Here is a 22,830-nt window from a genome sequence, read left to right on the forward strand (position 1 = left end):
TATTTTGACCCTAACTGTATTTATGTTTTAAGTGAGAAATAAAATGGCTCAGCCTAAATTTTTATTACAGCCTGTTGCGGCTGCCGTTTGTGTTGCCTGCTATTCTGCAAGTGCGTTTGCTGATCAAACCGTTTTGACTGCCAATGCGCACAGTCTTGCCCCAATTGTTGCGACTGCACAGCAGGGTAATGATGCCAACGGTCTGGTGGTACGTGCCAATCCTAAACAACCTATTCAGCCTATTCCAGCTACAGATGGTGCAGATTATTTACAAAGTATTGTCGGTTTTAGTGCAGTGAACAGTGGCGCGGGTACCAATGGTGATGTGACCTTCCGTGGCATGTTTGGTTCGCGTATTAAAATTTTAACCGATGGTTCTGAAAACTTGGGCGCATGTCCGAGTCGTATGGATTCGCCAACTTCTTATATTTCACCAGAAAGTTTTGATGAAATTACCGTGATTAAAGGCCCGCAAACGGTGCAATATGCCAACACGGGTTCGGCAGCAACGGTGTTGTTTGAGCGTAAGCCTGAACAATTTGGTGAAGGTCAAAACTATCGTGGACAAGCCAGTGTTTTGATGGGTTCATTTGGTCGTTTGGATCATAATGTTGAAGCGGCTGCGGGTGATGAGCATAAATACATCCGTTTAAACGCCAACCGTTCTGTGGCAGACAGCTATAAAGATGGCAATGGTACAACTGTTCCTTCAGATTGGGAGCGTTGGAATGCCGATGTGGCTTTAGGTTGGACACCCGATGAAAATACTTGGCTTGAGCTGACAGGTGGTCGTGGTGATGCCGAAGTGGTTTATGCAGGCCGCATGATGGATGGTTCTGAATTTGACCGCGAAAGTTTGGGTTTACGTGTAGAAAAGAAAAATATCACCGATGTGATTAAGAAAATTGAAGCACAGGTGAACTATAGTTTTAATGATCATGTGATGGACAATTATAGTCTGCGTAAAGTGGGAATGGCAGAACACCACATGACTAAAGAACTTGTGGAAGCTAAATCTGCCATGAATGTGACTCGCCGTACTTTAAATGCGCGTATGGCGGTGACACATGAGTGGGATAAATTGCAGTTTATTACAGGTATTGATAGTCAACAGAATAAGCATGGTAAAGGCATGTATTCAGCCACAATGCCGAAAATGAATTTCCCTGTAACAACCGATATGGAATTTCAATCCTATGGTGGTTTTGGTGAGCTGAGTTATGAACTGAATGATCATAATAAGTTGGTTACAGGTATACGTGTTGATCAGATCGAAGTAGACGCAGTACAAACAGCTCAACAACGTAAAGAAACTTTGCCAAGTGGCTTTATCCGTTTGGAAAATCAGCATCCACACCATGATGCAAAAACGTATGTCGGTTTGGGTTATGTAGAGCGTATGCCTGATTATTGGGAATTATTTACACCAAAATCAGGAAATGGTAATCCAAATACATTTAAAAATATTGATACTGAAAAAACACTTCAACTGGATTTTGGCTATCAACATGAGCATGGTGCATTTAGTTCTTGGGCATCGGCTTATGCGGGTTTGATTAATGACTATATTCTAACTAAATATACGAGTATGACAGATGCGCATACGCGCAATGTGGATGCAACCATTGCTGGGGCAGAAGTTGGTATGGGTTATCAATTTACCGATGCTTTGCAAGCTGATGTGAGTGCCATGTATGCGTGGGGTGAAAACACCACAGACAATACGCCGTTGCCACAAATTTCACCTTTGGAAGGGCGTTTAAACCTGCGCTATGTTCAGGATAAATATATTTTAGGTGCATTATTACGTGTTGTTGATGGTCAAAGTCGTATAAGTAAAGATGAAGGTAATATCGTAGGTTACGACCTCAAAGAGAGCAGTGGCTTTGGCGTGTTGTCTTTAAATGGCAGCTATAACCTCAATAAAAGTGTTGATGTGTCTGTGGGTGTTGATAACGTTTTGGATAAAACGTATAGCGAACATTTAAATAAACTAGGTTTAAATGGGACTGGTAGTGCAGCAAAAGTTCAGTTTAACAATAGTGGTCGTAACTATTGGGCGCGTATCAGTATGAAGTTCTAATTTGAACTTTATTTAAACCAAAAGCAGGGTTTAGGCTCTGCTTTTTACTTTTTTATTAGAACAATTTCATATAAAACAATAGATTAAATCTTGTGATTGTATTTTGAAGAATTGCACAGATTTTTATTAAAATAAATTTATGAGATAAAACAGTATCTTATCTATTTTTGGGTTTATAAAATAAACACTCGAAATATTTCTTTTACAAAAAGCCTTGCATGGCAAAATATTTGGCCTATAATGCACATCCATCGGCGGCGATGTTGATAAAAACTTGTTGAAAAACAATAGCTTGGTTGATTGGTTTAAGATTAATTGAGTTTGTTTTGAGTAGATAGGTTTGAAAATAAAATCAACATTGCATGTTGACTTTCTGGAAATAGAGAGTAGTATAGCCGACCTAGCTTGATGCTGACGAAGCATCGAGAAGATCGTTAAGAGATTATGAAGAACAACTTGTGTGGATTTTTACTGATTGATTGATCGAAAATATTTCATTGATTGATTGGTTTAAATTACTCGAAGTTTATTTGAGCGAAATTTAAGTCAGAAAATTGATGAGCCAGATTTGGAAGTTTAGATTAAAACTTCAAAATGATTTTAACTGAAGAGTTTGATCATGGCTCAGATTGAACGCTGGCGGCAGGCTTAACACATGCAAGTCGAGCGGGCGAGGTTGCTTCGGTAACTGAGCTAGCGGCGGACGGGTGAGTAATGCTTAGGAATCTGCCTATTAGTGGGGGACAACATTCCGAAAGGGATGCTAATACCGCATACGTCCTACGGGAGAAAGCAGGGGCTCTTTATGACCTTGCGCTAATAGATGAGCCTAAGTCGGATTAGCTAGTTGGTGGGGTAAAGGCCTACCAAGGCGACGATCTGTAGCGGGTCTGAGAGGATGATCCGCCACACTGGGACTGAGACACGGCCCAGACTCCTACGGGAGGCAGCAGTGGGGAATATTGGACAATGGGGGGAACCCTGATCCAGCCATGCCGCGTGTGTGAAGAAGGCCTTTTGGTTGTAAAGCACTTTAAGTGGGGAGGAGGCTTACCTGGTTAATACCTGGGCTAAGTGGACGTTACCCACAGAATAAGCACCGGCTAACTCTGTGCCAGCAGCCGCGGTAATACAGAGGGTGCGAGCGTTAATCGGATTTACTGGGCGTAAAGCGCGCGTAGGTGGTTAATTAAGTCAAATGTGAAATCCCCGAGCTTAACTTGGGAATTGCATTCGATACTGGTTAGCTAGAGTATGGGAGAGGATGGTAGAATTCCAGGTGTAGCGGTGAAATGCGTAGAGATCTGGAGGAATACCGATGGCGAAGGCAGCCATCTGGCCTAATACTGACACTGAGGTGCGAAAGCATGGGGAGCAAACAGGATTAGATACCCTGGTAGTCCATGCCGTAAACGATGTCTACTAGCCGTTGGGGGATTTGATCCTTTAGTGGCGCAGCTAACGCGATAAGTAGACCGCCTGGGGAGTACGGTCGCAAGACTAAAACTCAAATGAATTGACGGGGGCCCGCACAAGCGGTGGAGCATGTGGTTTAATTCGATGCAACGCGAAGAACCTTACCTGGCCTTGACATAGTAGAAACTTTCCAGAGATGGAAAGGTGCCTTCGGGAATCTACATACAGGTGCTGCATGGCTGTCGTCAGCTCGTGTCGTGAGATGTTGGGTTAAGTCCCGCAACGAGCGCAACCCTTTTCCTTACTTGCCAGCATTTCGGATGGGAACTTTAAGGATACTGCCAGTGACAAACTGGAGGAAGGCGGGGACGACGTCAAGTCATCATGGCCCTTACGGCCAGGGCTACACACGTGCTACAATGGTCGGTACAAAGGGTTGCTACACAGCGATGTGATGCTAATCTCAAAAAGCCGATCGTAGTCCGGATCGCAGTCTGCAACTCGACTGCGTGAAGTCGGAATCGCTAGTAATCGCGGATCAGAATGCCGCGGTGAATACGTTCCCGGGCCTTGTACACACCGCCCGTCACACCATGGGAGTTTGTTGCACCAGAAGTAGGTAGTCTAACCGCAAGGAGGACGCTTACCACGGTGTGGCCGATGACTGGGGTGAAGTCGTAACAAGGTAGCCGTAGGGGAACCTGCGGCTGGATCACCTCCTTAACGAAAGATTGACGATTGGTAAGAATCCACAACAAGTTGTTCTTCATTGATGTATCTGAGGGTCTGTAGCTCAGTTGGTTAGAGCACACGCTTGATAAGCGTGGGGTCACAAGTTCAAGTCTTGTCAGACCCACCACTACTGACGACGCAAGAGATTGCAGAGTAAACGGAAATCAGAAACATTGACTTATTGATAAGCTGGGGACTTAGCTTAGTTGGTAGAGCGCCTGCTTTGCACGCAGGAGGTCAGGAGTTCGACTCTCCTAGTCTCCACCACGTACTTTTTAAGTACGGGATAAGCTAAAGATTACAGAATTTAGTAAATAGGTTAAATCGTAAAGATTTAATGATTTATTAAATTCTGTGATTTATCACAGTGAACTACTCGCTGACGAGGCGGTAGGAAATCATTAACAGATTGGCAAAATTGAGTCTGAAATAAATTGTTCAACTCATTTAATTCAAGATTGACAGTAATACTTCGGTGTTACATTTTAATTACGAATTGAAATGAGAACTAGCAAATTAACTGAATCAAGCGTTTTGGTATATGAATCTAATTGAAGCTGTACAGTGCTTAAGTGCACAAGACGTCAAACTGTGAATTAAATAAATATTTTATATTTATTTAATTGTCTTAACCCTACTTGTAGGGGTTAACGACTGTTTGGGGTTGTATAGTCAAGTAATTAAGTGCATGTGGTGGATGCCTTGGCAGTCAGAGGCGAAGAAAGACGTGATAGCCTGCGAAAAGCTCCGGGGAGGCGGCAAATATCCTTTGATCCGGAGATTTCTGAATGGGGAAACCCACCTACCTTAAGGTAGGTATCGTATGATGAATACATAGTCATACGAAGCGAACGCGGGGAAGTGAAACATCTCAGTACCCGTAGGAAAAGAAATCAATTGAGATTCCCTCAGTAGCGGCGAGCGAAAGGGGAAAAGCCCATTAAGTTATGTGTGTTTTAGTGGAATGCTCTGGGAAGTGCAACCATAGTGGGTGATAGTCCTGTACACGAAAGGGCACACATAATGATGACGAGTAGGGCGAGGCACGTGAAACCTTGTCTGAATATGGGGGGACCATCCTCCAAGGCTAAATACTCCTGACTGACCGATAGTGAACCAGTACCGTGAGGGAAAGGCGAAAAGAACCCCTGTGAGGGGAGTGAAATAGATCCTGAAACCGCATGCATACAAGCAGTGGGAGCCAACTTGTTTGGTGACTGCGTACCTTTTGTATAATGGGTCAGCGACTTATATTCAGTAGCGAGGTTAACCGAATAGGGGAGCCGTAGAGAAATCGAGTCTTAATAGGGCGTATAGTTGCTGGGTATAGACCCGAAACCGGGTGATCTATCCATGAGCAGGTTGAAGGTTGGGTAACACTAACTGGAGGACCGAACCCACTGTCGTTGAAAAGCCAGGGGATGACTTGTGGATAGGGGTGAAAGGCTAATCAAACTCGGTGATAGCTGGTTCTCCCCGAAAGCTATTTAGGTAGCGCCTCGGACGAATACCATTGGGGGTAGAGCACTGTTTCGGCTAGGGGGTCATCCCGACTTACCAAACCGATGCAAACTCCGAATACCAATGAGTACTATCCGGGAGACAGACTGCGGGTGCTAACGTCCGTAGTCAAGAGGAAAACAATCCAGACCGCCAGCTAAGGCCCCAAAATCATAGTTAAGTGGGAAACGATGTGGGAAGGCATAGACAGCTAGGAGGTTGGCTTAGAAGCAGCCACCCTTTAAAGAAAGCGTAATAGCTCACTAGTCGAGTCGGCCTGCGCGGAAGATGTAACGGGGCTAAAACTATGTGCCGAAGCTGCGGATGCATAATTTATTATGCGTGGTAGGGGAGCGTTCTGTAAGCCGAAGAAGGTGGATTGAGAAGTCTGCTGGAGGTATCAGAAGTGCGAATGCTGACGTGAGTAACGACAAAACGGGTGAAAAACCCGTTCGCTGAAAGACCAAGGGTTCCAGTCCAACGTTAATCGGGGCTGGGTGAGTCGACCCCTAAGGCGAGGCCGAGAGGCGTAGTCGATGGGAAATTGGTTAATATTCCAATACTTCAGTGTAATGCGATGAGAGGACGGAGAAGGTTAAGTCAGCCTGGCGTTGGTTGTCCAGGTGAAAGGAAGTAGGCATGCATCTTAGGCAAATCCGGGGTGCTCTATGCTGAGATCTGATAGCAAGCTGTACTTGTACAGTGAAGTGGCTGATACCCTGCTTCCAGGAAAAGTCTCTAAGCTTCAGTTACACTGGAATCGTACCCGAAACCGACACAGGTGGTCAGGTCGAGTAGACCAAAGCGCTTGAGAGAACTCTGCTGAAGGAACTAGGCAAAATGGTACCGTAACTTCGGGAGAAGGTACGCTGTTGATGGTGATAGGACTCGCTCCTTGAGCTGTCGACAGCCTCAGAAACCAGGCCGCTGCAACTGTTTATTAAAAACATAGCACTCTGCAAACACGAAAGTGGACGTATAGGGTGTGATGCCTGCCCGGTGCTGGAAGGTTAATTGATGGGGTTAGCGTAAGCGAAGCTCTTGATCGAAGCCCCAGTAAACGGCGGCCGTAACTATAACGGTCCTAAGGTAGCGAAATTCCTTGTCGGGTAAGTTCCGACCTGCACGAATGGCATAATGATGGCGGCGCTGTCTCCAGCAGAGGCTCAGTGAAATCGAATTCGCCGTGAAGATGCGGTGTACCCGCGGCTAGACGGAAAGACCCCGTGAACCTTTACTGCAGCTTGACATTGAACTTTGACCTTACTTGTGTAGGATAGGTGGGAGGCTTTGAAACTCGGACGCTAGTTCGAGTGGAGCCGTCCTTGAAATACCACCCTGGTAATGTTGAGGTTCTAACTCTGTCCCGTTATCCGGGACGAGGACCATGTCTGGTGGGTAGTTTGACTGGGGCGGTCTCCTCCTAAAGAGTAACGGAGGAGTACGAAGGTGCGCTCAGCGTGGTCGGAAATCACGCGTAGAGTATAAAGGCAAAAGCGCGCTTAACTGCGAGACCCACAAGTCGAGCAGGTACGAAAGTAGGTCTTAGTGATCCGGTGGTTCTGTATGGAAGGGCCATCGCTCAACGGATAAAAGGTACTCTGGGGATAACAGGCTGATACCGCCCAAGAGTTCATATCGACGGCGGTGTTTGGCACCTCGATGTCGGCTCATCTCATCCTGGGGCTGAAGCAGGTCCCAAGGGTATGGCTGTTCGCCATTTAAAGAGGTACGCGAGCTGGGTTTAGAACGTCGTGAGACAGTTCGGTCCCTATCTACCGTGGGCGCTGGAAATTTGAGAGGATCTGCTCCTAGTACGAGAGGACCAGAGTGGACGAACCTCTGGTGTACCGGTTGTGACGCCAGTCGCATCGCCGGGTAGCTATGTTCGGAAGGGATAACCGCTGAAAGCATCTAAGCGGGAAGCCTACCTCAAGATAAGATTTCCCCGAGGCTTTATGCCTCCTAAAGAGCCGTTGAAGACTACGACGTTGATAGGTTGGATGTGGAAGCATAGCGATATGTGAAGCTGACCAATACTAATTGCTCGTGAGGCTTGACTATACAACACCCAAACAGTTGGGGTTGTATGCTCAATCGATTCAAATCCAATCAGTCAATTCAGACTGATCTTGATTTAGTTAACGCTAAACAATAAAATTCAGACCCAATACAGCCCAATCTGTTACAGATTCGGAAAACGCAGTGCATCACCATCGTGAATAAGACCAATGCAAGTCTCCGTAAACAGTTGTGCTGGCGACCATAGCAAGAGTGAACCACCTGATCCCTTCCCGAACTCAGAAGTGAAACCTCTTCGCGCTGATGGTAGTGTGGGGTTACCCATGTGAGAGTAAGTCATCGCCAGCTCATTATTCTAAACACCCTCAACTAGCGTTGAGGGTGTTTTTTTATGGGAGAAAGAAAATATTAAGAAGAATAATCACATTTTATTGTGTTTAAAATAACAATAAACCCATAATTAATAAAATGTTTTAGACTAATGTTGAATTTTTATTTTTTGTGTTTTGTGTGAAAGTTACACAATCTACTTGAATAGCAAAAGTGGACATGGATGACTGATAAAAATGAAAGTCTTCACTGTAAAAATTGCTATTCAAGCTTACTGAAACACAAACTCACAGGAGGTGAGGAATGGCACATCAAGCAATTAACGTGAATGATGTCATCGATCACGCAAAATTCAAACCATTTCATTTCAATGTCGTGGCATGGTGTCTACTGATCATTTTATTTGATGGCTATGACTTGGCAATTAATGGGGTCGTTTTACCCTTATTGATGGATGAGTGGGGCTTGAGTGCTGTTCAGGCGGGGATGCTCGCGAGTACTGCATTGGCAGGTATGATGTTTGGCGCGATGATTTTTGGTTCTTTAGCCGATAAAATTGGTCGTAAGAAAGTCATCATGATCTGTATCGTTCTGTTTAGTGGTTTAACCTTTGCAGGTGGCTTCGCCTCTAATCCAACTGAGTTTGCGATTTTACGTTTCTTGGCGGGTTTAGGCATTGGTGGTGTAATGCCAAACCTTGTGGCCTTAACTTCTGAATATGCACCTAAAACCATGCGTAGCACCTTAGTGACTACTATGTTTAGTGGTTATGCTGTAGGTGGTGTAATGGCAGCCTTACTTGGCTCATGGTTTACCCCAAGTTTTGGCTGGGAAATCATGTTCTTTATTGCAGGTATCCCATTGTTTTTATTGCCTGTGATTTGGAAATTCTTGCCAGAATCTTTAACTTTTATTGTCAAAGAAAATAAGCAAGATCAAGCCCGTCCAATCGTAGCGCGTTTAGCACCAGATTTAAAAATTACCGAAGACACCACTTTTGAATTGTATCAGGTTGGTGTGCCTGAAGCTGCTAACGTGGTGAGCTTGTTCAAACGCGGTCGTGCAGTGAATACTTTATTGTTCTGGTTAGCGTTCTTTACTTGTCTATTAACCATGTATGCACTCAGCAGCTGGTTGCCAAAACTGATGATGGCGGCAGGCTATTCTATGGACAACAGCTTAATGTTCATGATGGTGATGAACGTAGGTGCAGTCGTTGGTATCGTGGGTGGTGGTATTTTAGCAGACCGTTTCCACTTAAAACCTGTATTGATGTTCTTGGGAATCATGGGTGCATTGGTGATGAGCCTCATGGGCTTCCAATCTAATCAATTCTTACTTTACATCTTAGTATTCTTGGCGGGTGCAGCATCTATTGGTTCACAAATGTTGTTGTATAGCTATGTGGCACAATATTACCCACTTGCGGTACGCTCAACAGGTATTGGCTGGTCATCTGCCATTGGTCGTATGGGTGCGATTGTGGGTCCAATTTTAATTGGCGGCTTATTGGGTATGAATTTACCTGCACACTTCAACTTTATGGCAGTAGGTTTGCCAGTGTTGATCACTGCAATTGCGGTTGCCTTGATTATGAGTGAAGATGAAGCTGAGCAAATTAAAGCAGGCAAAGCAGTTGCTGCCAAAGCTTAAACTTGTAATGTGCTAAGTTCAAAAGTCCTCAACCTTGTTTGGGGACTTTTTGATTATGGGGTGTGTAAATAGAAAGTGATGATAGATAAAGTTATATACTCAAGACACAGATAAAAAGAAACCCCATCATCCTGACGGGGTTTCTTTGTATTTCGTGTTTAGGTATAACTCCTGTCGTACCTCACGATCCTGGTGCTCAAACCTATTATTGTTGTTTTCTGTTTGGGAAACATCCTGTCTCCTTATGCTTCAAAGAATACCGTAAGCTCAAAATACTGCCTAGCCTCATTTTGCTTCAGTGCATGTAAGCAAAAACTGACAAAGTGATGAATGATACTGACGCTGTTTTTGAGCAAACGATAAAATACCGAGCTTATTTTTGTCCATAAACAGGCGTATACTGATCGCGTGATTGGAGTAAATATGTCTGATTTAGCTGTAGCATCTCATGTTCAGTATGGTACCAAGCCATTTAAAGCCATTCTTTTTTCGTTGTTTCTAGCGGGTTTTGCTTCTTTTTCGACTTTGTACTGTGTGCAACCGATGATGCCTATTTTGGCCGATTTTTTTACGGTTACACCAACCCAAAGTAGTTTCCCGCTGTCATTTTCTACTGTGGCTTTGGCGATAGGTTTGCTTTTCACAGGCTTTATTTCAGATCGTTTTGGGCGTAAACCTATTATGGTTTTGGCTTTATTTTTAGCTGCCATTTTATTAATTCTGAGTGCCTTACTTCCAATCTGGTCATTCTTTTTAACCACACGAATTTTTATTGGCATTGCTGTGAGCGGTGTTGCTGCGGTCGCCATGACCTATATTGGTGAAGAAATTCGACAGCAAGACATTGGTTTTGCTATGGGGCTGTATATTTCGGGTACGGCCATTGGTGGCATGGGTGGACGTTTAATTGCTGGGGTCTTGGTCGATTTTATATCTTGGCAAGCGGCAACCCTAATTATTGGTGGTTTGAATTTACTAATTGCAATCACCTTTTATATGTTACTTCCTGCATCGAAAAATTTTACAGCGTATCCGATTCGCTTCTCGCGGTTTAGAGACGCTTTTGTTGCTAATTTAGCAGACCGTAAATTAAGAATCCTGTTTTTGCAGGGCTTTTTGCTGATGGGTTGTTTCGTTAGTATTTTCAATTACATCAGCTATTATTTATTGGCTAAACCATTTGAGCTTTCTCAAGTCTGGATTGGGGTGATTTCAATTGCCTATTTGGCGGGTATTTATAGTTCGCCGCGTGCAGCAAGCTGGGGCAATCGTATGGGGCGTGAACGTGTGTTGCCTATGGTGATTGTCCTAATGTTGATTGCATTGTGGTTGATGTCGATTGCACATTTAGCTGTTGTATTGGCTGCCTTAGTGTTATTTACCTTTGCCTTTTTTGCTGCACATTCTACTGCCAGTAGTTGGGTGTCGATTCAAGCCCTGCAGTATCGTGCAGTGGGATCATCATTATATTTATTTAGCTACTACATGGGTTCAAGTTTGCTCGGCAGTGGTAGCGGATTGATTTGGGAACAATGGGGATGGTCTGGTCTGACATGGGTGATGACTGCGGTCTTGGGTGTGGCGCTTTATGGCGCGTGGCGCTTAAAGCTCAAACCAGTGGAGATACGATAAGCGTTCAGGATTATTGCTTTCAGCGGATCCGTTTATGCTTTTCTTATTAAGATACAAAAGTATTTAAGGCATAAAAATAGCTTAGGGTCTGATGCCATTTCATAAATGGCTTGCGCTGTCGGCTAAAACTGAGCAGATCAGGCATGAAACGCAGGGAATAGTGGGTCTATTTCCAAGTTTCATAACGCAATCTGAGAAAGTTTTAGCCACAGCCTTTCAGGACAAGCATATTTTTTGCTGCTATTGCGTTATGAGTCAGTCATTTAGAATGACTAAATTTTCTGCCTCATGCCTTATATCAGCTAAAAAATATGCGTTGTCGCAAACATAGATGAAGTGTCAACAGACCCTATTGATTTTGTGTGTTTTTTAATCAAGCAAGATGAATGGAATTCATGCTAAAATAGTCGGCTTTCATCTTTGATCGACTTTTGATCTTCCACTTCCCAGCCGAGAATTGCAAGCCATGTCTACTGCTTATACTGCTCAGACCGCACCCAAAGCGTTGTTTGATTATGACAAATATTGGGCGTCATGTTTTGAGCCTGCGCCATTTTTGCCGATGTCACGCGAAGAAATGGATCAGCTCGGTTGGGATGCCTGTGATTTTATTCTAGTTTGTGGTGATGCTTATATTGATCATCCCTCTTTTGTATCGGGCGTGATTGGTCGTGTGCTTGAGGCGCAGGGCTTTCGTGTCGGGATCATCGCCCAGCCAGACTGGACCAATGTGGAATCTTTTCGGGTTTTAGGGAGGCCGACCATCGCTTGGGGCGTCACCGCAGGCAATATGGACTCGATGATCAACCGCTATACTGCAGACCGTAAAATCCGTTCTGATGATGCTTATTCACCAGACAATCAGCCGAATAAACGTCCTGACCGTGCGGCTACGGTATATTGTCAGCGTTGTCGTGAAGCCTTTCCAGATGTGCCTGTTTTACTTGGCGGGATTGAAGGCTCGTTGCGTCGTATTGCACATTATGACTATTGGTCTGACAAAGTTCGTCGCTCAATTTTAATGGATTCTAAAGCCGACTTATTGATGTACGGCAATGGTGAGCGTTCGATTATTGAAGTGATGCACCGTTTGGCCAAAGGTGAAAAAATCCACGAAATTACAGATGTACGTGGTACAGCATTTATTATTAATAAACATAACCGCGCGTCTAAATCCAAATTTGTTGAAATTGCATCTAATGATGTAGACAGCGTGGGCCGTGTCGATCCAATCATCAACCCTTATGTGATGACCGAAGATTTAGACGGTTGTGAGATTGAAAAAGACAAGGGCAACAACCTCGCGCAATATCAAAATTTCCAGAAAGATGTGGTCAGCAATCCAATTGTGCGTGAAGGTGATCAGCTAGATGCGGATACCCAGATTGTGCAATTGCAGCCTGCTTCAAAAGCAATTAAACACAAATTACCCCCACGTGAATTGGCAGTGATTCGTTTGCCTTCTTTTGAGGAAGTGGCGAATGATCCTGTGCTGTATGCGCATGCTAACCGTATTTTGCATTTAGAAACTAACCCGGGCAATGCGCGTGCTTTGGTGCAAAAGCATGGTGAACGTGATGTGTGGTTGAATGCACCGCCTATTCCGTTGACTACGGAAGAAATGGACTATGTATTCGATTTACCGTATGCACGTTTGCCGCATCCATCTTATGGCAATGCACGTTTCCCTGCTTTTGACATGATCAAGTTTTCGGTCAATATCATGCGTGGTTGTTTTGGTGGTTGTACTTTCTGTTCAATTACCGAACACGAAGGACGAATTATCCAAAACCGTTCTGAAGAATCCATTTTGCGTGAAGTGGAAAAAATTCGGGATACTGCACCTGGCTTTACCGGCATTATTTCAGACTTGGGCGGTCCGACTGCAAATATGTACCGTTTGCATTGCAAAGACCCTGAAATTGAAAAGAACTGTCGTAAACCTTCCTGTGTATTCCCAGGCGTATGTCAAAACTTGCATACCGATCATGCACCTTTAACTCAGCTATATCGTAAAGCGCGTGAACTGAAAGGTATTAAAAAAATTCTGATTGGTTCAGGTTTACGTTATGACTTGGCAGTGTTGAACCCTGAATATGTACGTGAATTGGTGACGCATCATGTGGGCGGTTATTTAAAAATTGCACCTGAGCATACCGAAAAAGGCCCATTATCTAAGATGATGAAACCAGGTATTGGTACGTATGACCGTTTTAAACAAATGTTTGATCGTTTCAGTAAAGAGGCGGGCAAAGAGCAATATCTGATTCCGTACTTTATTGCTGCGCACCCAGGAACGACCGATTACGACATGATGAATTTGGCGTTGTGGCTGAAAAAGAATGGTTTCCGTGCCGATCAGGTACAGACTTTCTATCCATCGCCAATGGCGACCGCTTCGACCATGTATTACACAGGTAAAAACCCACTGGCCAAAGTGGCGCGTTATACCGAAAATGTGGATATTGTCAAAGGCGAAAAACGTCGTCGTTTGCATAAAGCTTTCTTACGTTACCATGATCTAAACAACTGGCCGTTGTTGCGTGAAGCCTTAAAAGAAATGGGACGTGCAGATTTAATCGGGAACTCTAAACAGCACCTGATTCCAACCTATCAGCCGCAAGGCACAGATGGACAGTATCAAACGGCACGTAAGAAAAACTCGACTGTCGCGGGTGATTCACAAAAACGTACGGGGCAAAGTGGTAATCGTGCTCAGAACAGTAATCGTCCGAAGAAAGGGCAGATATTGACTCAGCACACAGGTTTGCCGCCACGTGAAACAGGTGAAAAACGTCCATTTTCACACAAAAAATCTAAGCCAAAATCGAAAGCTTAGTACTTGAAGTTAAGATCCATCAAAAGGCGCTGCAGCGCCTTTTTTGTTTGCTTTTCATTTCATCGGAATTGTCCGACAATCGAATCTGTTAAGCATTGCTTTGTTATTTTTTTGCATGCTATACAGTATTCGTATCTAATGATAAAAACACGCTTAGATGCTACAGCACTTAGACAAAAGGCTGGCTTGTGAAACAAAATTTCTGTTTCTATGATGGTTTTGTCAATGTTTCATGTAGTTTCTTAAATGGAACGTTTAAATATAAAAGCGTGTTATATACTGATTTGATGAAAAAATCGGCATGAAGCCGAAACAACTATAAAAATGATTTTAAGGATTGAATAATGACCATTTATATTTTGATTGGGGTTTTGATACTGATTTTCTTTCTCTTGATGGCGGTTAAGGGCTTGGAAAATAGAGAAAAACCTCAGGACAGTGCACTAAAGCAACGTGCAATTTTTAACTTAAATGAACAGCTGACGTATACACGTTTGCAGGAAATTTTACCTCAACATATCATCTTGGCGCATGTGTCTTTTGATGCCTTGCTGACCACGAAATTTTCACGTACTCGACATAAATACCGCAATATGATGGCCGATTTTGTGGTGTTGGATGCCAATCATCAAGTTGTTGCAATTGTAGCCTTAGATGATTTGTTGATGCTGAAACGTAGCCGCAATGCGCAATACCAAGATGAATTGTTGCGTTTGGCGGGTTATAAAGTGCTGCGTTATGAAGATGTGCCTGAATATCACGAATTACGCGAAGCTTTTGGGCAATCATCGTCATCTTATGCAGATTTAGAAGATTTGGATACTGCCTTAAAAAAGTATGATTTTTTAGCGCATTCTGTACGCCATAAAGTGAAGGTATTGGGCTAAACGCTTGCCGCTAAAGTCACTAGATAGACAACATGAATCAGCATGTCGCCATGACATGCTGATTTTTTTGGGTATGTTCCTGATCCAATCACATCTGTTATACGTTGGGTTGCTCTTCAGGTTTGACTGCAACCACAGTCATCTCAACTAAAACGTCAGGATGATATAACTTGGCTTCTACGCAGGTACGCGGTAAAGTTTGTATATCTGCCACCCAAGCATCCCAAACTTGATTCATTGCGGCATAATCGCGCTCAATGTCTTTTAGAAAAATCATTACCGACATGATGTGGCTTTTATCTGTACCCGCATCTGCCAATAAACGATCAATCAGGGCAAGTGTTTGTTGGGTTTGCCCCTCAATATCTTGTTGTGTGTCTTCTGCCAGTTGCCCTGCCAAATGGACTAAATTTCCCGAAATTGCAATTTCAGAATAACGTTTTTGGATATGTAGACGTTGAACAGCCATTGGGTGTGATCCTCGCGCCAAGCGATTGGGTATAAAAAGCGTGAGGTATTATAGAGGCAGGCAAGCACGTGGAAAATATGCAGGCAGCAGTCTACTTAAAATAAAAAGTAGTTGAATGGAAAATACGAGGAAAAGAGAGACGGTGTATCAAAGCGGCGAAGTGCCAAGCGCAGAGTTGTCCTGTAATCTTCGGATTTGATCGTCACGCCAATCACAGGACAAGTATGCCAAAAGTAATGGTGATTTTTGACATCTCAGCGTATGTACGGATAAATACATCGCGCGCATAGATTACTCTAAAAAGCACAACTGTGAAGGGTAAATTGTCTTATTTTTATTCTTTTGGCTGAAATTTATACAAAAATAGCTTTAGTATTCATCGGTAAGCATTGCTTTGGCAGGCTGTCATGCCGTGCTGCGAGTTTATAGCTTTAATATCTGTGATATTTACGAGTCGTGATATTTACAGTAAAGACAGTTGTGCTTGTTCATCGGCAGAGCTGAGTTGATACAGACCGACCCCAATTAAACGGAATTGATCCTGTGCGGGAATATGCATTTCGTGAAGCAAAAGTTGCAGGACTTTTTCAAGATCGTTTTTGCTCTCAAGTGGCTGTTTAAAACTTTTGCTATGTTGTAAGACCTGAAAATTTTTGAGTTTCAATTTGGCCGATACGCCACGTGCAACATATTGTTTTTTCACTAAACTATGCCAAACCTGATCAATCAAGCTAGACCAGTAAGCTGCACATTCGGCTAAGTTTAAGTCATCATCAAAGGTGATTTCTTTGGAAATTTGCTGGCGCTCACGTTCTGCTTGTATAGGACGTTCATCTATACCTTGTGCAAACAAAAACAGACGCTGACCGTATTTGCCAAAATGATGAATCAGAATATTTTCTTCAATGTGTTGCAAATCGCCTAAGGTATTTAAATTCAAGCTTTTTAATTTTTCCTGCGTGACTTTACCTACGCCTGGAATTTTCTTTAAGGGTAAGTCCTGAATAAACTGCTGCACTTGACTGGGTTTAATCACGCAAATGCCATTGGGTTTATGCCAGTCCGAAGCAATTTTGGCTAAAAATTTATTCGGTGCGACACCTGCCGAGGCCGTTAAACCTGTACTTTGAAAAATATCTGCCCGAATCCGCATTGCGACTTCAGTTGCACTTGGAATACCTTGTAAATTTTCGGTGACATCTAAATAAGCTTCATCTAAAGACAAGGGTTCAATAAGTGGTGTATAACGCTGAAAAATCTGATGAATTTGTGTGGAAACCTCACGATAGAGTGCAAAATTAGGCTCGAGTACCACCACCTGCGGGCAGCGTTTGCGGGCTTGTGCCATCGACATGGCAGAACGTAAACCAAACTCACGCGCAGGGTAAGATGCCGCGGCAATCACAGCACGAGGATGATGCGAAGCAATCACCACAGGTAAATGCTGCAATTCAGGACGACTGCGCAGCTCAACAGAGGCATAAAAGGCATCCATATCAATATGAATGATTTTCCGCATGGCACAAACTAGATGAAGCGTTTAGATTTCAACAGTATCGCATGTTTAGGAAGTCGGTTGTAGCATCGGAGCAAGCGGATAAGGCGTGTTGCTATTCAGCAAAATCACCTGTGTCGATTGCTGTTCTGCATAGTCGATCAAACGCTGTAAACTCCGTGGGCTATGGTCGGCAATGCGGGGCAAAAACTCTAAAGGGCGCGCTAAAGGCTGGAAAAAATTATCCCAATGAATTGGAATCACGACACGAGGGCGCAACGTTCCCACAGTTTCATCTAAATAATGCTGTTGAAAAGCAACCGATTGTTTAGAGAGCTGTGCAATCCCTAAAAATAAAGTATCTACCTGCAAGTGTTGTAATTGTTTAGAAATCGCGCCTGTACTGGCTTTGACTAAAATGTTCTGTTCAGGATGCTGAATGTAATAATCAAAACTGCCGCCTTCTTTAAATTCATAAAAACGGGCAGGTAAGGACAATGGTTGTTGAATTTGTTCACCTAAATCATTATTCACAGTGGTGGCAGGGGTATGCTGTGATGGAATAGCCGTAATCTTAAACTTTCCAATCTGTATTGGTTGGGCAGGATTGACAAGGCTTAATCGAGATTCAGGAATTGCGGCACCACGGGCAATGTTCAAACTACTTTCTGAACCGATGATTTGACTGTGTTTGAGTTGCTGCGCCAAAAATGGCAAATCTAGCGTGTGATCATAATGCGAATGGGTGATCAAAATCGCACGTGTGCGTTGTAATTGATGCTGTTGAATCAACTTGTGCAATAAGGCTGGTTGGCTGTCTAACTTGTTCCACATGACTTGTGCAAGAGAGGGGCGACTAAAAAATCCATCAATCAGAATTTGGTTTTCACCATCATCAAACAACAGGGTAGATACGCCAAAATAATGTACTTTTAAGTTGGCATTTGTGGTTTTTACTGGATATTGCCATGCGGAAAATTGTTCTAGTTTGCCTGCGGGGTGTAATAGGTAAAACAGTGCGAATCCTGCACAAATGCTGAGCGTAAGCGCAGCCCAAAGCAGTCCTTTAATAATTTTCATGACGGTACTTTTTTATTGTGATGCGGCTATCTTGTTATTTTTTCTGGCTCAGTTCAAGTCTTGCGGGTTGAATCGCGTTGTCTGTTAAAAAACGCTGCCATTGTTTGCTATTGCCATAAAAAACATTCAGGTCAACAGGGCTGTGAATACCTTTTATTTGACCCTGATTGGTATGTTGCCAAAATAACCATTTTGGCTGACCTGCCAGTTGTGGTTTACCCTGATATTCTCTGACCCAAAGTGGTGTTTGCTTAAAGCTTTCAGTCAATACCATATTGTAAAAGGCTTTGGATACATAAAAAATCGGTTGTTTTTCATAATGTTGATATAGCGCATCATGCATGATTTGAATTTGGTGCAGTAACTGTTCTTTGCTATAGGTATTAATGCAGTTGCTGTCATACTCCAAGTCAATCACGGGGGGCAAACTGTCGGTTTTTTTGGGAACAGTTGCAATAAAGTTTTCTGCCTGAATTGTGCCATCACGGCATAAGCGATAAAAATGATAGGCACCGACCAAAAAACCACGCTCACGGGCTTTGAGCCAGTTGTGCTGAAATTTTCGGTCTTTAAAGTCACCGCCTTCGGTGGCTTTTAAATAGACAAAGGCATATTTTTGTGGCGAGATTTTATGCCACTGTATTTCCCCTTGATGATGGGATACATCAAAACCCTGAATAGGATAGTCCTGTGCAGCAGCAGGGGGCTGTCGCAGAATACCAAAATATATGAATACCGCCAAAATTGCACTACCTATTACGCCAATTGCAATGCGATAGTGCGGCGTAAACTTGGAGCTTGTGTGTTGACGAGACGGTTTACGCATATTCAGATTTAGGCTGAGTAAAGTTCTATCATAACCCGCAGGATGGCTCCGTACTATGTGATTTCGATAGCTAATCAGATTTTCTATCTAGGTAGAAAATCTGACTTTAGTGTTTATTTAGATAGATATTCTTTAAAAATAGGAGTTAATAATTTATTCCCGTATTCACTTAAATGATCTCCGTCACGATAGATAGGTCTGTCGTTATAAGTGGATATACACTGATTAGCAGGACATAATATTTTTGCTGGATCTATTGTCGTTACTCTACATACTTTTGCACTATTTTGAATAATATCTCTTACTTTAGATGAGCGTTTTAAGTAACTTTCATAAGACATAGTTAAAGTGATAGGCCTGTTAAAAAATGCATTTTTAGTAATAGTTTTAGGTATACTCATAGGGAATTCTGGAACGGGATAAGTAATATATGTTGGATTACTCTTAGAAATCTTGCATAATGTTTCTGTTAAATCTTTAGAAATTAATTTATAAAGTGTATCCTTTGACATTTTTTTATCATTAGAAAAATATATAGAAGGATTATTTCCTTCATTTTTTACACGTTCAACATCATTTTGACCTTCAATATATGCAGGGAGTCTAGATATTAAAATGATTGGAATATTTTCATATCTTTTAGATTCAATTAATTGGAGGCGTTTAATATTAATGCTATGACAATCATCATTATTTTTGTGATCTTGTATATTTGCATTCAGAAAAAATGGGCAACTTGAAGCTGCGATAGAAATTACTCCTTCATTTTTTAAGTCAAATGCTGAAGCAACAGCAGTGGTTAGTGCATCAGCATGACTATCCCCAATAATTACAGCTTTTATATTATTCGTATTACCAATTTTACACTCTTCTACATCACGATTTCTTAAGCTTGAATCACATTTGTAAGGGTTTGAATTACTAATTTCATTCTCAGCGATTTTCGCAACTACAGGAAGTCTTGAAATCACACCATTTGTTTCTTTTATAGCGTAGCCACAAACTAAAATGACTAAAAATATATAAAAAGGTTTAACCTTATATATCTCTTTCCAAGATGAATATCGTGGGAAGTTGATAGTTTCAATAAATTGATAACTTAAGAATCCAAGTAGTATTGAAAGTGGGATACCGTAAATCCACCAATTTTCAAATGTAAAATAAAATCCAAAAACAACTAAAGGCCAGTGCCAGACGTAGATAGAGTAAGACCACTTACCAATATGGCTAAAAATAGGATTATTAATGATTAAATTATTTTGATAATTGCTTACAATAATTAAATATGCACCAAACACAGGGATTAGAGCCATATAACCTGGCCATAATGTATCTTTTGACATTAAGAAGTAAGCTGTAATAATAAGAACAATACCTATTGATTGAACGCTAATTTTTTTGATTTGACTTTGGAGTGACCAAGGATATAAAAATGCTAATCCACCGAGTAGCATCTCCCATGCTCGACTTGTCAGTAGGAAATATGCAGTTTTACTATCTTTGTACGTTGCATATACACAGTAAATTAAACTTGCTAGAAAGAGACTCATCACAACAAGTTTTAGCTTTTTGAAGCTGAAGAATTTCTTAAGAATAATTATGAGTATAGGGAAGAAGATATAAAATTGCCATTCAATAGATAAAGACCATGTATGTAGCAACCATTTTGTATGCTCTGCTGTATCGAAGTAACCACCACCTTTTGCAAATAAAAGGTTGGAGATAAATAAAGAACTTTTCTCAACTTGTCGTCCTAGATCACGATAGTCACTTGGAATTAAATAGAACCACCCAAATATGAGTAAAACAGCAGACATTACAGCTAATACAGGTATTATTCGATTTGCACGAGCATTATAGAATTTGAAGATATTAAAGTTATTTTTTTCTACACCATTAAAAATAATCGATGTCATTAAAAAGCCAGAAATTACAAAAAAAACATCAACCCCAGCAAATCCACCCGGTAGCCATTGTGGATTAAAATGAAAAAAAACTACAGCAAGCACAGCAATTGCACGTAGTCCGTTTATATCGTATCTAAATTGCATAAGAATTTTATAGTAAATCAGAAAATTGGCATATTCTATAACTGAACGTAATATAAATCATTATTATCAGTTAATTTAAAGTTTTCTAAAATTAATAAAATATAGCTTATAAGTAACATTATTTAAAATTTATTTTAATTCAATTGGTTATGTAATTCTGCCTGTGCAAAATTATTCTTTTTTGGATTCTTTAAGTGCTGTGACTTTTTAGTATTTGAGAGTAATCTAATGATGTCAGTAAGGCTCTTCAAACCGCAGTATGTCTCGGAATTTTCCAAAACACTAAAAATGCCAAAATATTTAATACACCCAAACAAATTAAAGTGGCATGAAAAGCACTGACTAACTGTCCTGCGCCGTAATAGGCACTAAACATATTCACCAAAGTACCTGCCAATGCCACGCCAATACTCATCGACAGCATCATAATCATGGATAAAAAACTATTGCCGCTGCTGGCATCTTGTTGAGGTAAATCTTTGAGTGTAAAGGTATTCATACCCACAAACTGCAATGAATTAAGCACCCCAAATATAAAAAAATGCAAGGCACGTAACCAAGTCGCAGTTTCAGCAGTGGTCAGCGCAAAACTAGCAATACACGCCCCGACCAATAACGTATTGGTCAGTAAAAACTGCCGATAGCCAAAACGTTGAATTAAAGGCCGAATAATTGGTTTAGATACCAAAGAACCGAGCACAGTCGGAATCATCATCAAACCCGTGAGAAACGGTTCAAAACCAAAAGCCACCTGTAGCATGATTGGCATGATAAAAGGCATGGCATTGCCCCCGAAGCGGGCAAAAAAGTTACCTAAAATACCAATGGCATATAAGCGATTTTTAAATAAATCGCTGCGAAATAAGGCATTTTGATGAGTATGGGCATGGCGGGCATAGCATGCTGCGGCAATACCGCCAGCCAAGATTAACGCTAAATTCCAAAGCAGATTATGTTGTGGGTTGGCAAAATTTTCGATGCCTAAAGATAAGCCCGCCATCGCCACAACTAATAGGATAAACCCGAGAAAATCAAAGTTTTTAACTTCAGTTTCAGTCACATTCGGCATGGCTTTAATACAAATCCAACAGCCCAAGATGCCCATAGGAATGTTGATCAGAAAAATCCAGTGCCACGTGGCGACTTCGACCAACCAGCCACCCAGAGTTGGGCCAATTAAGGGGCCAATCAACCCTGCCAGACTCATCAGGCTCATGGCAGATAAAAACTGGGTACGTGGAATGATTTTTAACATCGCCAAGCGCCCGACAGGCAAGAGCAATGCGCCACCAATACCTTGAATCACCCGATAAAACAGTAATTCATTCAGACTCGCTGCTGCAGCACAACCCAAAGAGGCAAGGGTAAAAATGATAATCGCTGCAAAATAGGTATTGCGTACCCCAAAACGATCTGCCAACCATCCACTTAATGGAATACACGCTGCCACCGAGAGCACATACGCCACTACCACACTGTGCATCCGTAGCGGGTCTTCCTGCAGGCTATGTGCCATTGCAGGGATTGCTGTATTCACAATGGTGGTGTCGAGCGCCTGCATAAAAAAGCCAATTGAAACCAGAAATACCAAAAGACGGTATTCAGGATGCAGGGCTTGATGGGTCGGTGTTTGGTTCATAACTCGGCAAAATGGACATTTGGTCTAGTTTAAACCATTTTGCAATCTAGCGGACTGCATCTGCAAAAGTATGAAAAGTGTTTGAAAATTCAAGTAAATGCCATGAAATTGTCATCTATTTGTCACCGATTATTCACTTTGAGTTTGTAAGTTGGGTGCATTTAGAAAAATGATGA

At 42.2% G+C, this 22,830-nt stretch carries 11 protein-coding genes, 2 tRNA genes and 3 rRNA genes; 10 read left to right on the forward strand and 6 right to left on the reverse strand.

The annotated features are described in order from the left end of the window. Window positions 1–43 precede the first annotated feature (43 nt). The 10 genes from C3Y93_RS10650 to C3Y93_RS10695 all read left to right on the forward strand — a co-directional run bounded on the left by C3Y93_RS10650 (window position 44) and on the right by C3Y93_RS10695 (window position 15,094). The gene (locus C3Y93_RS10650; RefSeq protein WP_104852886.1) at window positions 44–2,083 is read left to right on the forward strand and encodes a TonB-dependent copper receptor; all 2,040 of its coding nucleotides are present in this window, start codon (window positions 44–46) and stop codon (window positions 2,081–2,083) included. A gap of 601 nt (window positions 2,084–2,684) precedes the next feature. Next, a 16S ribosomal RNA gene (locus C3Y93_RS10655) occupies window positions 2,685–4,222 on the forward strand. Window positions 4,223–4,281: 59 nt separating this feature from the next. Further along, window positions 4,282–4,358 (forward strand) — tRNA-Ile (locus C3Y93_RS10660). 64 nt (window positions 4,359–4,422) lie between these two features. Next, a tRNA-Ala gene (locus C3Y93_RS10665) sits at window positions 4,423–4,498 on the forward strand. Between the two features lie 403 nt (window positions 4,499–4,901). After that, window positions 4,902–7,795, forward strand: a 23S ribosomal RNA gene (locus C3Y93_RS10670). Between the two features lie 191 nt (window positions 7,796–7,986). Beyond that, window positions 7,987–8,101 (forward strand): 5S ribosomal RNA (rrf, locus tag C3Y93_RS10675). The 16S, 23S and 5S rRNA genes sit together here with 2 tRNA genes alongside, the layout of an rRNA operon. Window positions 8,102–8,386: 285 nt before the next feature. Next, complete coding sequence (locus tag C3Y93_RS10680) at window positions 8,387–9,736, forward strand: MFS transporter (protein WP_096902259.1); 1,350 nt, start codon at window positions 8,387–8,389, stop codon at window positions 9,734–9,736. Window positions 9,737–10,159: 423 nt separating this feature from the next. Then, the gene (locus tag C3Y93_RS10685) at window positions 10,160–11,368 is read left to right on the forward strand and encodes an MFS transporter (protein WP_104852887.1); all 1,209 of its coding nucleotides are present in this window, start codon (window positions 10,160–10,162) and stop codon (window positions 11,366–11,368) included. A gap of 466 nt (window positions 11,369–11,834) precedes the next feature. Beyond that, window positions 11,835–14,207: a YgiQ family radical SAM protein gene (locus tag C3Y93_RS10690; RefSeq protein ID WP_104852888.1), complete on the forward strand. Its 2,373-nt coding sequence runs from the start codon at window positions 11,835–11,837 to the stop codon at window positions 14,205–14,207. 344 nt (window positions 14,208–14,551) lie between these two features. Then, window positions 14,552–15,094 carry a DUF2726 domain-containing protein gene (locus tag C3Y93_RS10695; RefSeq protein WP_104852889.1) on the forward strand — a complete coding sequence of 181 codons (543 nt, stop codon included), beginning with the start codon at window positions 14,552–14,554 and terminating at the stop codon, window positions 15,092–15,094. Window positions 15,095–15,191: 97 nt separating this feature from the next. On the opposite strand, the gene C3Y93_RS10700 is transcribed toward C3Y93_RS10695, so the two are convergent. The 6 genes from C3Y93_RS10700 to mdtD form a co-directional block, all read right to left on the reverse strand. Continuing rightward, complete coding sequence (locus C3Y93_RS10700) at window positions 15,192–15,563, reverse strand: RidA family protein (protein WP_104852890.1); 372 nt, start codon at window positions 15,561–15,563, stop codon at window positions 15,192–15,194. 463 nt (window positions 15,564–16,026) lie between these two features. Continuing rightward, window positions 16,027–17,082 (reverse strand): DNA polymerase IV, encoded by a 1,056-nt coding sequence (dinB, locus tag C3Y93_RS10705; protein ID WP_104852891.1) that lies wholly within the window; start codon window positions 17,080–17,082, stop codon window positions 16,027–16,029. A 45-nt stretch (window positions 17,083–17,127) separates the two neighbouring features. Continuing rightward, complete coding sequence (locus C3Y93_RS10710; RefSeq protein ID WP_104852892.1) at window positions 17,128–18,138, reverse strand: MBL fold metallo-hydrolase; 1,011 nt, start codon at window positions 18,136–18,138, stop codon at window positions 17,128–17,130. Between the two features lie 34 nt (window positions 18,139–18,172). Further along, entirely contained in the window at window positions 18,173–18,964 is a 792-nt protein-coding gene (locus C3Y93_RS10715; protein WP_104852893.1) for a GH25 family lysozyme, read from the reverse strand. 113 nt (window positions 18,965–19,077) lie between these two features. Then, window positions 19,078–21,015, reverse strand: a complete 1,938-nt coding sequence (locus tag C3Y93_RS10720) for an acyltransferase family protein (protein WP_104852894.1) — start codon at window positions 21,013–21,015, stop codon at window positions 19,078–19,080. Window positions 21,016–21,262: 247 nt separating this feature from the next. Next, window positions 21,263–22,654, reverse strand: coding sequence for a multidrug transporter subunit MdtD (mdtD, locus tag C3Y93_RS10725; protein ID WP_104852895.1), 1,392 nt, complete (start codon window positions 22,652–22,654; stop codon window positions 21,263–21,265). Window positions 22,655–22,830 lie beyond the last annotated feature (176 nt).

The organism is Acinetobacter sp. SWBY1 (genome assembly GCF_002946595.1).
Taxonomy (GTDB): domain Bacteria; phylum Pseudomonadota; class Gammaproteobacteria; order Pseudomonadales; family Moraxellaceae; genus Acinetobacter; species Acinetobacter towneri.

Coding starts and splice junctions, on each gene's coding strand:
- C3Y93_RS10650 (WP_104852886.1), top strand. CDS start 44: ATGGCTCAGCCTAAATTTTTATTACAGCCTGTTGCGGCTGCCGTTTGT.
- C3Y93_RS10680 (WP_096902259.1), top strand. CDS start 8,387: ATGGCACATCAAGCAATTAACGTGAATGATGTCATCGATCACGCAAAA.
- C3Y93_RS10685 (WP_104852887.1), top strand. CDS start 10,160: ATGTCTGATTTAGCTGTAGCATCTCATGTTCAGTATGGTACCAAGCCA.
- C3Y93_RS10690 (WP_104852888.1), top strand. CDS start 11,835: ATGTCTACTGCTTATACTGCTCAGACCGCACCCAAAGCGTTGTTTGAT.
- C3Y93_RS10695 (WP_104852889.1), top strand. CDS start 14,552: ATGACCATTTATATTTTGATTGGGGTTTTGATACTGATTTTCTTTCTC.
- C3Y93_RS10700 (WP_104852890.1), bottom strand. CDS start 15,563: ATGGCTGTTCAACGTCTACATATCCAAAAACGTTATTCTGAAATTGCA.
- dinB (WP_104852891.1), bottom strand. CDS start 17,082: ATGCGGAAAATCATTCATATTGATATGGATGCCTTTTATGCCTCTGTT.
- C3Y93_RS10710 (WP_104852892.1), bottom strand. CDS start 18,138: ATGAAAATTATTAAAGGACTGCTTTGGGCTGCGCTTACGCTCAGCATT.
- C3Y93_RS10715 (WP_104852893.1), bottom strand. CDS start 18,964: ATGCGTAAACCGTCTCGTCAACACACAAGCTCCAAGTTTACGCCGCAC.
- C3Y93_RS10720 (WP_104852894.1), bottom strand. CDS start 21,015: ATGCAATTTAGATACGATATAAACGGACTACGTGCAATTGCTGTGCTT.
- mdtD (WP_104852895.1), bottom strand. CDS start 22,654: ATGAACCAAACACCGACCCATCAAGCCCTGCATCCTGAATACCGTCTT.